This is a genomic window from Pseudomonas sp. TWR2-1-1 (assembly GCF_049897045.1).
GTDB lineage: Bacteria > Pseudomonadota > Gammaproteobacteria > Pseudomonadales > Pseudomonadaceae > Aquipseudomonas > Aquipseudomonas versuta.
Genome location: NZ_JAFCVM010000007.1, coordinates 42,213 through 53,853 on the forward strand (window position 1 = coordinate 42,213; position 11,641 = coordinate 53,853).

General features: G+C 60.1%; 10 protein-coding genes. 2 read left to right on the plus strand and 8 right to left on the minus strand.

The annotated features are described in order from the left end of the window. Positions 1 to 113: 113 nt before the first annotated feature. The 5 genes from ACP7BO_RS17730 to ACP7BO_RS17750 are packed head-to-tail and all read right to left on the minus strand — an operon-like array spanning position 114 to position 5,070. The gene (locus tag ACP7BO_RS17730; protein WP_426211801.1) at positions 114 to 698 is read right to left on the minus strand and encodes a histidine phosphatase family protein; all 585 of its coding nucleotides are present in this window, start codon (positions 696 to 698) and stop codon (positions 114 to 116) included. A gap of 39 nt (positions 699 to 737) precedes the next feature. Continuing rightward, positions 738 to 2,300 (minus strand): amino acid ABC transporter permease/ATP-binding protein, encoded by a 1,563-nt coding sequence (locus tag ACP7BO_RS17735; RefSeq protein ID WP_426211803.1) that lies wholly within the window; start codon positions 2,298 to 2,300, stop codon positions 738 to 740. A 49-nt stretch (positions 2,301 to 2,349) separates the two neighbouring features. Further along, entirely contained in the window at positions 2,350 to 3,147 is a 798-nt protein-coding gene (locus ACP7BO_RS17740; protein ID WP_060693331.1) for an ABC transporter substrate-binding protein, read from the minus strand. Between the two features lie 23 nt (positions 3,148 to 3,170). Then, positions 3,171 to 4,220, minus strand: coding sequence for an isopenicillin N synthase family dioxygenase (locus ACP7BO_RS17745; RefSeq protein WP_397457168.1), 1,050 nt, complete (start codon positions 4,218 to 4,220; stop codon positions 3,171 to 3,173). Then, a complete protein-coding gene (locus ACP7BO_RS17750; RefSeq protein WP_426211806.1) occupies positions 4,213 to 5,070 on the minus strand; it encodes a sugar phosphate isomerase/epimerase family protein in 858 nt (285 codons plus the stop codon). Before ACP7BO_RS17750 ends, ACP7BO_RS17745 begins: the two co-directional genes overlap by 8 nt. 421 nt (positions 5,071 to 5,491) lie before the next feature. Between ACP7BO_RS17750 and ACP7BO_RS17755 the strand changes: the two genes are divergently transcribed. Continuing rightward, a complete protein-coding gene (locus tag ACP7BO_RS17755; protein WP_426211808.1) occupies positions 5,492 to 6,958 on the plus strand; it encodes an amidohydrolase family protein in 1,467 nt (488 codons plus the stop codon). An 88-nt stretch (positions 6,959 to 7,046) separates the two neighbouring features. Here the strand turns inward: ACP7BO_RS17755 and ACP7BO_RS17760 are convergent, their stop codons facing one another. The 3 genes from ACP7BO_RS17760 to ACP7BO_RS17770 form a co-directional block, all read right to left on the minus strand. Beyond that, on the minus strand, positions 7,047 to 8,330 hold the full coding sequence (locus ACP7BO_RS17760) for an MFS transporter (protein ID WP_426211810.1): 1,284 nt from the start codon (positions 8,328 to 8,330) through the stop codon (positions 7,047 to 7,049). 41 nt (positions 8,331 to 8,371) lie between these two features. Beyond that, positions 8,372 to 9,511, minus strand: a complete 1,140-nt coding sequence (locus tag ACP7BO_RS17765; RefSeq protein ID WP_426211812.1) for a mandelate racemase/muconate lactonizing enzyme family protein — start codon at positions 9,509 to 9,511, stop codon at positions 8,372 to 8,374. A gap of 346 nt (positions 9,512 to 9,857) precedes the next feature. After that, the gene (locus ACP7BO_RS17770; protein WP_426211814.1) at positions 9,858 to 10,256 is read right to left on the minus strand and encodes a nuclear transport factor 2 family protein; all 399 of its coding nucleotides are present in this window, start codon (positions 10,254 to 10,256) and stop codon (positions 9,858 to 9,860) included. 188 nt (positions 10,257 to 10,444) lie between these two features. Between ACP7BO_RS17770 and ACP7BO_RS17775 the strand changes: the two genes are divergently transcribed. Continuing rightward, on the plus strand, positions 10,445 to 11,638 hold the full coding sequence (locus ACP7BO_RS17775; RefSeq protein WP_397457175.1) for an ABC transporter substrate-binding protein: 1,194 nt from the start codon (positions 10,445 to 10,447) through the stop codon (positions 11,636 to 11,638). Positions 11,639 to 11,641: the final 3 nt, after the last annotated feature.

The following is an 11,641-nucleotide window of genomic DNA, read 5'->3' on the forward strand; positions in this document are numbered from 1 at the left end:
GCGAGCTTGCTCGCGAGCTGTTCTAAGATAACGCGCACTGACAGGATGACTGCGGTGTGTACGGGATCATCGCGGGCAAGCCGGCGGGTGGTCTCGACCCTGTTATTGACGGCTCAGTCAGCCTGCGGGCTGCCTGTGGCTAGAGCCTTGCGATAAGTCGTGGCACTCCAGTAACGGCTGCCACTGCTTTGATGGCGGGTCCATCCGCCGGCTTCCAGTTGCTTGGCGATCAATCGATTCATAAAGCCATGGCCAAGCAGAAGCACGGCGCCTTCGCCGCTAAGGGACTGCAGCCGTTGCGCTGCCGTTTTGGCCCGTGCCCTGGCCATGGGGGCTGACTCGACTTGCCCCGAGAAACCGCACAGCCATGAGATGCGCAGGATAAATGCCCAGGTAAAGGGTGACAGGCGTGGCTGTGTCCAGCGTGCATGGGGCATCTGCGCTTCGCAGAAAATCTCATCGACATGGGCCGGTTCAAGGCCCAGCGCCCGAACCGATGTCAGCGCCCGGGGCGCACTGCTCGACACGATCACTTTGGCGCTGGCGGCCAGCTCCACACTGGCCTGCGGCGCGGGCTGGTCAACGATTTCAGAGAGGTCGTAGTGGGCGATCCAGCGCTTCATGTCGAGCGCTGAAACCTTGTCGACCCTGACCAGATCCGGCTGGCCATGGCGCATCAAGATAATTTCCCTGTCCACTGTCTTGCGTCCTTGTTCTGTCATGGGGGCGCAATAGTATCAGCCGGCTGATACGAAGCACTCAGGCGATGCTCCGGCCTCCCCTGCCTGCGGTTCTTGCAGCCCGATAAAACGCCGGACCCTTTGCGCCCCCGGCTCCTGGCGAATAGCAGCAGGCGATGCATCCAGCTGTACGAGGCCGTTTTCCATGAAGATCACCCGATCGGAAATCGACAGGGCAAAGTCCATCTCGTGGGTGACAATCAACAGGGTCATGCCTTCGCGGGCCAGGCTGGCGATGACGCTGAGCACCTCGCCCACCAGCTCCGGGTCCAGCGCCGAAGTAGGTTCGTCGAACAGCAGGATGTCCGGGTCCATGGCCATAGCCCGGGCAATGGCCACCCGCTGTTGCTGGCCGCCGGACAGTTGATGGGGGTATTTATGGACATGCTCCAGCAGGCCGACCTTGTCCAGTAACTGGCAGGCGCGCTGTTCGCTCAGGGCGCGTCCGGCACCATGGTAACGGGGCGCCAGGCTGATGTTCTGCAGCAGCGTCAGGTGCGGGAAGAGGTTGAAATTCTGGAACACCATGCCGATGCGCCGCACGCCCTGGCGAACCCGAAGATTGCCCGGTTTGTCCTCGGCATTGATGAAGCTTTCACCGAACAGCAGGATTTCCCCCTGCTCGATGGCTTCCAGGCCATTGACCGTACGGATCAACGAAGTCTTGCCGGAGCCCGACGGGCCGATGATGGAAATCACCTCGCCACTTTGCACCTTCAGGTCAATGCCCTTGAGCACATGATGATCGCCGTAGCGCTTGTGCACGCCTTGCAGTTGCAAGGCCGGGGCGGCGCCTTTGGCCGCAGTGGCGGTCTTGACTGGCGTCGTGACCGGCAGATTGTCCCGCAGCCCCCGAGCCGAGATGCTGTCCAGGGTTTGCGGGGTGCGCTGGCTGAGATCCAGATAGTTTTCCAGACGCTGCAGGGCGAAGCCGAATACGGTGACGATCAGCACGTAGTACACCCCCACTGCCGCCAGGGTTTCCATCACCAGGAAGTTCTGCGCGTACAGGCGCTGGCCGACCGTCAGCAGTTCGGTCAATGAAATCACCGACACCAGCGAAGTCAGTTTGACCACCGTGATGTATTCGTTGATCAAGGTCGGCAATGAGATACGAAAAGCCTGGGGAATCACGATCAGCCGTTGCAGGCCGAACACGCCGATACCCAGCGCGCGGCCGGCTTCCTTCTGGCCCTTGGCGACCGAGATCAGCCCGCCACGATGAATTTCCGCCATGTAGGCGGCCTCGGTCACCACCAGTGCCAGCAGGCCGGAATAGAACGGCACCGACAGGATCGGTCCGGTTCCCGGCAGCAACTGGGGCAGGTTGTAGATGAATACCACCAGCACCAGCAGCGGAATGCTGCGAAAGAACCAGATGTAAATTGACGCCGGGATCCGCAACAAGGGCGAGCGCGACAGCTTGGCCGATGCCAGGACAAAACCCAGCAGCATGCCCAGGAACCAGGCCAGGGTGCTTAGCTCGATGACGGTGAGGCTCGCTGCCCAAAAGTCCGACATGGAAAACAGCGAAAAAAAGTAAGACCAATCAAATTGCATAGACACCTCACACAAGTCGCGCCCTCTGGCGAGGGCGCGATTTCAGGCATTACTCGGAGACCGGTTCCAGGTCATAGGTCTTGAGCATCGCGGCGTACTCACCGTTGGCCTTGCTCTCGGCCAGGGCCTTGACCAGCGCCTGATACGTGTCCTCTGCGTCTTTCTTGACGTAGATGCCCAGGGTCTGCGGGTACACCAGCTTGTGCGAAGTGACCACCACCCGGCCGTTGGTACGCTGGGCGATCATGTGTGCGGCACCGGCGATTTCCACCTGGGCCTGTACGTTTTTCGACAACAGTGCCTGGGTCACTTCAGGGGCCGAGGGGAACTCCTGGACAGTGATCGCGCCCTTGTTGTTGGGCACGCAGTAGTCGCGGGACAGCTCGTTAAACTTGCCGCTCCAGGTGGTGCCCTGCTCCAGGCCGATCTTCAGGCCGCACAAGTCCTCGGGCACCTGAGGGTTCAAATCACTGCCCTTGGGCACCATGATTGCGGCGCCGGTGTTGGCATAGGGGATGGTGCGCGCCTGAGCCTGGCGCTCGGGGGTGATGTACATGCCGGAGATGATCGCGTCGTAGTGCCCGGCGTTGAGGCCGTTGATCAAGTTGGGGAACTTGGTATCGACGAAGCTGGCCTTGGCCCCCATCGCCTTGGCCAGTGAGCGGGCCAGATCAGGGTCGGAGCCGACCACATTTTTATTCGCGTCGTAGGACTCGAACGGCGGGTAGGTGATTTCCATGCCGACCTTCAACTCGCCGGGGGTTGCGGTGCTGGCGAAGGCGGCACCGGCGCACAATAGCCCGGCGGTCAGGAGGCTGAGTCGGGTCAGGGCGTAGTGGGTTTTCATCGTGGCAAGCTCCGTGGGTGTTTTCAGGATTGAGTGGCAGTGTTTTTCAGGTGACCGAAGCTCGATGGCTTGCGGGCCCGGGACGGCAATTCAAGCTCGCCACTCGCTACGCGCTTTTGCAGGTACTGGTAGGTTTGCAGGGCCTGGCCCCACATGTGCTCGCCAATTGCCAGCGCCTCGTAGTCCTGGGCGTCAGAGGCAAAGGCCGGCAGCGGTTTGATCAGGGTGTGGTAATCGCAGGCGTAGAACAGCGGGAAGCTGTAGCGCTCCTGAGCGACCTTGCGTACCCGGTGGGCTGTGGCGACAAACGTCCCGGCGGTCATGATTTCCAGCATGTCGCCGATGTTCACCACAAACGCCCCGCTCACCGGCGGAGCGTCGACCCAGCGGTTCTGGTCATTGAGCACTTCGAGCCCCGGCTGATCGGCATGCAGGATGGTGAAGCACTCGTAATCGGTATGTGCACCGATGCCCGGCGCGTCCACGGCTTCGGCGTTGAAGGGGTAATGGATCAGCCGCAACTTGGACGGCGGGCGAGTCACCAGAGCGTCGAAATAGCCCTCCTCCAGCCCCAGGGCCAGGGCAAAGCCATCAAACAGGCGCCGACCGAGGGCGAACACGGCCTGGTAATAGCTCTGTACCGCGTGCTGGAAGCCCGGTACGTCAGGCCAGTGATTTGGCCCCAGCAGCGGTGTGCCGTTGAGGAACAGCGGGTCATCGGCAGGCACCTCGTAGCCAATGTCGAATGCCTCTTTATGGTCCGGCTTGCCCTTGGAATACACCTCTTCACCCTCGGGCACGAAACCCTTGTGGCTCTGCGAAGTGCCGATGTAGTGGCGCATCTTGGCGTCCAGCGGCTGGGCGAAATAATCCCTGGCGGCCTGGCGCAACCCTTCGATCAGCGCCGGATCGATGCCGTGCCCGGTGATGTACAGAAAACCCACTTCACTGGCGGCCCGGCCCAATTGCTCGGCCACAGCCAGGCGATGCTCCAGTTCGATGCTGAACAGCCCGGCAATATTGACCACCGGAATGCTGTTGAAGTTGGCCAGGGTTGGCGAGGCATTACTCATGGTGGGCTCCTTCACGGATGAAGCGGTCGAAGTGTTCGCGTTCGGTGCGGCCCATCCACTGGTTTAAGGTCCAGAGATCGGCCACCGGCATGTTGGTAAACGGCAAGTGATGCAGATAGCCATCGGCCCCGAACTCCGGAGTCAGGGTGCTGACCGAATAGCCGCGTTGCTGCTGCGAAGCCCAGACGGCTTGCCAGTGGCCCTGGTGAAAGGCCAGTTCACGGGCATATTCCGGGGCGCCGGGGTGCGGCACTTGCGGGCCCTGGTCATAACCGACCCGGGCCTGGATGTGATGCACCCGTTCAACGAAGCTCGAAAGGTCATCGGCCGGGTCGTCCAGCAAGCGCTCACAGCACACCACCCAATGGCTGATGTCACTGGTGAAACGTAACCGGGGCAATTGGCGGATCAGCTCCAGGGTCACCCATGGGCTGTAGAGGGAACGGGCGCGGTGCGTTTCGAAACTGCAGAACACGCCATGCTTGGCGGCCAGCTCCATGGCGTGGCCAAAGAACTCCACCTGCACCGCCAGAGGCCAGCGGTCGTTGCCCGCAAGCAGATTGACGAAACGCGGGGACAGCTCAGAGGCCAGGCCGAGTTTGCGATCAATGTCCGCCAGGTGTCGGGCCGGCGTGGCGCTCTGATCGGGCAAGACATCGGCGTCACTGAACAGGGTGCAGATATAGGGAACGTGATTGCTGCGCAGAAAAGCACCGAACTCGCCACGCTCACCGGCCTGCAGTGGCAAGCGGGCTTCGATGCCATTGAAACCGGCAGTGAGCAATTCATCCAGGGCTTGTGCCTTGCTGGCAGTAAAGCCCCACAACGTGCGGAAGATTTCCAGTTTCATGCATTCCTCTCGACTGCGTCAGGGCCCGGCTATTTGAGCCATGGGCGTTACTGGGCAGTAGAAAGGGGGGACTGCGGGCTGCTGCTCTGATGGCATCGGTCCCGTGAGACGAATCCTAAATCTACAACGGCAAATCATTGAATAGGCTGCAGCAAATAGAAAGTTCAGAAAAACATGAACTAACCGCTACCTCGTCAGCGACTGCAACGCCTGCTTTGCGTAGCAGTTGCCGAAGGCTACGTCCGGTTGCGCAGCAATCGTAAACCGCAGCGCACCTGCTCCCGGGCGAGGCGCGGTTTATCTTCTATGCTGTCGCAAACCTTGCTGGTTGAAGGCGCCCGGCGCTAAAGCGGATCACGGGCAGTTGTGCCTGCATCAAAAAAATCTGCCAGCCCGGACCAGGATCAAACGGAGGTCGGTCATGCCTGCTTATTCGCGTTATGTGCCCAGTCACGCTTTTGAATTCGAAGCCCACCCGTTGTGTAATTGCAGCTCGCCGTTAATACAGGACTTTCACCAGAGAATGATGATCGATCTGTCACGGCGCGACTTCTACCGCAAGTTGAAAAGCGCCCGGTCACCTGGCTCTAACCTGGCCGGTGTTTCAGGGCAAATTACCGCCACCGAGGCCGCTGCACGCGCCATTCTGCTGACCAATCTGCGGTTGTTTGACGGGAGCCCGGTGCTTGACGGGCAGGTTTGCATACTCATCAAGGACGGCGTGATTGATGCATTGCTGCCGGTCGATACCCCGGTTGAGGGCGCGCTGGTGATCGATTGCGGGCAGCGCGTGGTCATGCCGGGGCTGATTGATGCCCACTGGCACACTACCCTGGCCGCCATCACCGAACTTGACGCCATGAGTTCGGATGCAGGCTATGTGCATTTGGTGGCCGCTCATGAAGCAGAAAAAACCTTGATGCGTGGCTTTACTACTGTGCGCGATCCGGGCGGGCCGTCGTTTGCATTGAAACGGGCCATAGACGAGGGAATGGTGGTCGGGCCGCGCATTTTCCCTTCGGGCGCCATGATTTCCCAGACCTCGGGCCACGGCGATTTCAGGATGCGCTCCGAGGTCCCTCGCAGCGCACTGAGGTCACTGAGTTTTACCGAGCAGATCGGCGCCGCCGAGATCGCCGACGGTGATGCTCAAGTGCTCAGGCGCACCCGCGAGCAACTGCTGCTCGGGGCTTCGCAGATCAAACTGTTGGCCGGTGGTGGCGTGGCCTCGTTGCACGATCACCTGGATAGCACTCAGTTCATGGAGTCGGAATTGAAAATGGCGGTGGCCGCCGCTGCCGACTGGGGCACTTATGTGATGGTCCATGCGTATATGCCCAGGAGTATTCAGCGGGCCATTCGGGCGGGGGTCAGATCCATTGAACATGGTCAACTGGCGGACGAAGAAACTGCACGCATGATGGCCGACAACGACATCTGGTGGAGCCTGCAGCCTTTTCTGCAAGATGAGGATGCCAATGTTTACCCCGACCCTGTGCGTCGTGAACGTCAGCGTCTGGTGGCTCAGGGGACTGCAAATGCCTATGAGTTTGCCCAGCGTTTCAATATCAGGACCGCCTGGGGAACAGATGTTTTATTCAACCCCGAAAAAACCGCGACCCAGGGCCGACAGCTGGCAAAAATGACGCGCTTTTATGCGGCCAACGAAGTGCTGAACATGGCGACAAAACATAATGGCGAACTCTTGGCCATGGCCGGAGCCCGCAACCCCTACCCCGGCAAACTTGGCGTGATCGAAAAAGGCGCTCTGGCAGATTTGCTGGTAGTCGATGGCGACCCGACGCAGAGCCTGGGGTTTTTGGAAGACCCGGACAACGGCATCAAACTGATCATGAAGGGCGGGGTTGTGTTCAAGAAAAGCTTCTAGCTCAAACCGCTGTAACCCCGCAGGGTGGGACCGGCCGGCCTGGGGCAAGGCCGGGTGTTTCTGCCCGGCCAGTACCCGAAAGCCCCCCTTAGCGCATCACCGCAACAGCCGCCGGCGCCTGAGGGTTCTGCCCCTTCACCGCCAGCACCACAACCACCATGCCCAGGCCACATACGGCGGCCGAGATGACGAAGGCCACGTTGTAACCGCCGCCATACTGCACCACCAGCCCGGTCAGCGTGGGTGCGATGATCCCCGCAAGGTTGGCCAGCAAATGAACGAAGCCCCCGGTACCGCCGACCCGACTTTGGGGCACGATGTCCTGGATCAGCGCCCAGCAAATCTGCGGGGTCACGAACAGGAAAATACTGGACACGGTGATGCAGGCCACCGCCATGCCCAATGAAGAAACTTGCGTGGTAATCAGCACGCACACTGCGGCGACCCCCAGCCCCAGGGCGAGCATGATCTTGCGGGCCAGGATCACACTGCCGAGTTTCTTGCCCAGCGCATCGGTCAGAAAACCGCCGCCCAAAAAGCCCAGAGCAGCGCCCAGCCAGGGGATCACGCCAATGATGCTCATGCTCTTGATGTCCAGATGCTGGTAGTCCATCAGGTAGCTGGGTAACCAGGTAAGGAAGAAGTACAGCACGTAGTTGAAGCAGAAAAATGCGGTCGCCACTGCCAGCACCGGTACCGAAAAGATATAGCTGAACAGGCTGCGGCCTTCTTCGACACCTTCAACCAGCACTTCCTCGCGGCTGGCCCGAATCATTTCGCACTCGGCCCGGGAAACTTTCGGATGCTGCTCGGGGGTGTCCTTGAAAATCATCAGCCACGCCAACAGCCACAAGGCGCCCAGCACCGCGATAACCACGAACGACACACGCCAGCCGAAATTGAATGCCACCAGCCCGACCACAGGACCGGCCAGGGCCGCACCCAGCGGCTGCCCGCAGTTGGTGAAGCCCAGCGCCCGGCCCGCTTCTTCCCGCGGGAACCAGTTGGTAATCGCCTTGTTGGTGGTGGTACCCATTGGCCCCTCGCCCATACCGAACAACACGCGAAATATCAGCAACTGAAAGTAACCGGTGATCACTGCGGTCAAACCGCAGAACAACGACCAGGTACCTGCCGCCCAGGCGAACACCTTCTTCGGCCCGTACTTGTCGGCGGCCCAGCCACCGATAAAGCACAGCGCGCAGTAGCCGATGAAAAAAGCACTGAAAATGAAGCCCATTTGCGCGTCGTCAATGTGCAACTCGCTCTTGAGCAGCGGTGCAACCACCGAGAGTGCCGCACGGTCCAGGTAATTGAGCATGCCTGCAAAGAACAGTAAGCCGGCGATGTACCAGCGATAGTTGCCTTTCATGTTTGTGTGCCTTTTTTATTATTGGAAACAGCTGAACGGGTTCAATCGATCAAGGCGCGCTCGATGCAGTAGTCATCGATCACTTGCAGGTCCGGGGCGAAGCCCAAACCGGCAACAGAGGGCAGGTCCATGCGTGGTTTAAATGCCAGGGCCGGGTACAGCAGGCGCTCGAACTCAATGAACGGCACCTCCACGGCCACATCCGCGGGCAGTAACGTGCACAGATGAGCCACGGCCAGCAGCCCGGGGCCAAAGTAAAAGCAGTGCGGTACCACCTTGACTCCATGCTCTGCGGCCAGGGCAAACACCTGAAGCATGGCGCCGATGCCGCCAATCTTCGCCACGCTTGGTTGTACGATGTCTATGGCCTGATGTTCCAGCAAGGCCTTGATGCCTTGCACCCCGGCAGCGTTCTCACCGGCAGACAACGGCACCCCGATGCGACGCACACGGGCCAGACCGGCGACGTCGTCGGGTGGCCACACCGGTTCTTCCAGCCAGGTCAGCTCAAGGGCCGTCAGATGCTGAGCGATTTCACTGGCCTGGCCTACAGACCATGGGCAATTGACGTCGGCCATCAACTCGCCCGCCGCCACAGGCAGCGCCTCACGGGCAGCGGCAATCGCGTCGATATGGGTTTCATGCAGTTTGATCTTGCGAAAGCCCAGCTCGCGGGCGCGGCTGACCTGGCGGCGCACTTCATCGGGGTCGTTGCCATAACTGACCAGGCTGGCATACAGCTCAAGCGTGCGCGGGGTGCCGCCCAGCAGTTGATACAGCGGCACGCCAGCCGTCTGGGCCGCAAGGTCCCACAGCGCAATGTCGATGCCCGAGAGTGCGTAAAGCATTGCTCCGGTAGAGCCAAAACCATGCACCGCCCGGCGCACCCGCTCCATGGTTTGCTCATGGTCTTCAAGCCGCGTGCCGATAAACATCGGCCCCACCACAGCGGACAGCGCCTTGAACGTCACCGGATTGGACCCATGCCCGAACGCTTCACCCCAGCCCGCCAGCCCGGTGTCGGTCGTGACTTTCAGCATCAGGCTTTCCATCCGCCGGTGGCTCGGCGAGGCGGCATTGAACGCGTCGTCGTCCTTGGCCAGGCCATGGTTGTGCCGCTGCACCGACCCCGCGGTGAACGGAATACTGATGCGGATAATTTCGATACTGCGAATGATCACAGGCGGGTTTTCCCATTTTTATAAGATTATTGGGTTTGCCGAATTACACATACGTTATCGTACAACATCAAAAGTAACTGTGAAACATTTTGTCATATTCAGGCAAGCCTGAACCATTACACATCCCCTGTAGGAGCGAGCTTGCTCGCGAGCTTTTCAACGTGCCAACGAAGAGCTCGCTCCTACAGTTGGTGAACGTATGGCCCGGTACGGCGTAAAGCCGTTGCGCCTCTAGAGCAGGCGCCGATAAGCCTGATCCATTACACGTCCCCTGTAGGAGCGAGCTTGCTCGCGAGCTTTTCAACGCGCTACGCGAGCAAGCTGTTGCCTGAGGCCATAAACCCGATCAGCTTTTGGCTATCTCCGGCACCAGCAGCCATTCGGCACTGTCATTCCATACGTCCATGCGGGTGATTTTGCCGTTACGTACTTCGAAGCGGTCCAGATAACGATTACCCGAGAAGCTGCGACCGTCCGGCCACTCGCCATACAGGGTGCCGTTGGAATACACCACGGTGTGGTCACCGCGATCCATCCAGTCGAAATTGCCCAGGGCTTTCTTCACCCAGGCGTAACGCGAGCCGTTGAATGCGGTGATCGTAAGGGGGTCAGGCATGACCCGGCCACCCGTGAAGGTGATCTTTACATCCTCGCTCATAAAGGTCGCGGCCCGGACCGGATCCGGGGCCATGGAGGCCTCAAGAAAATTGCTAACAATCTGTACGTCTTTATTGGTTTCAGACATCGTTGAAACTCCTGAATCAGTGAATTTACCGGGGATAAAGCGCGCCTCCCCATGGTGCAAGACGCTTTAATTTAGAGCGTAAACAGCCTTTGTACACGGCAGAAAACCCGCATTTATAGGACGGTTACGAGTGGCACCCTACTTGCTAGCAATAAATATGCAAATGCTAGCAATCAGGAGATTCCACTATGGCCATCCGGCTTCCAAACCTGCAACGCCTGCTGTTTCCCGTGGCTGCTGCCGTCACCCTCAACATGGCTATGTCCGGTGGCGCGCAAGCGGGCGAGCCGCCGATCAAGGTCGGGCTGGTGGCCGCCCTTTCTGGCCAGTCGGCCAAATCCGGCGAAGCCCTGACCCGGGGCCTGACCATGGCGATCAATGAGGTTAACGCCAGCGGCGGCGTGCTCGGGCGACCACTGGAACTGGTGCGGCGTGACGACGAAAGCAATCCGTCAAAGGGTATGCTCGCCGCTCGTGAGCTGGTCCAGCGCGAGAAAGTCGCCGTGCTGTTTGGGGGGCTTGATACCCCGGTTTCCCTGGCGATCGTGCCGCTGGCCAATCAGATGAAAGTGCCGTTCATGGGCATTTGGGCTGCCGGGACCAAAATCACCGAGAACGGCGCCGCCGACAATTATGTTTTCCGGGTTTCCGCGGTCGATGAACTGGTGGATGAGGCCCTGGTCAAGTACGGGGTCGACCACGGCATGCACAAGCCGGGGATGATTCTGATCAACAATCCATGGGGCGAGTCCAACGAGGCCGGTTTCAAGCGCGCGCTGGAGAAACGCGGGCTGGCCAACGCCGGGGTCGAGCGGATTCAGGACAGTGACCTGGATGTCGTGCCGCAACTGACCCGCTTGAAAAACGCCGGGGCCGATACCCTGCTGCTGGTCGGCAACGTCGGCCCCTCGGCACAGGTGGTCAAGTCTCTGGACCGCATGGGCTGGGACGTGCCGGTGGTCTCGCACTGGGGCCCGGCCGGTGGCCGCTTTGGTGAGCTGGCGGGGCCTAATGCATCCCGGGTGCATTTCATCCAGACCTACGTGTTCACCGAACACAACAATGCCAAAGGCGATGCCCTGCTGGCCGCCTTGAAAACCGCTTACCCGCAGATCAAGACCCTGGCCGACGTGACACCGGCAGTGGGTATTGCCAATGCCTATGACGCCCTGCATCTGGCCGCCCGGGCCATCGAGAACGCCGGGAGCACCGACGGCAAGGCGGTACGCGACGGTTTCTACGCCATCCGCGAATACGACGGGTTGATCAAGCACTACCAACAGCCGTTCACGCCGTTGAAGCATGACGCGCTGGGGCCTGACGACTATGTGTTCACCCACTTCGTCAATGACCGGATCGTACCGCTCACGCCTGAGGAGTAAGCC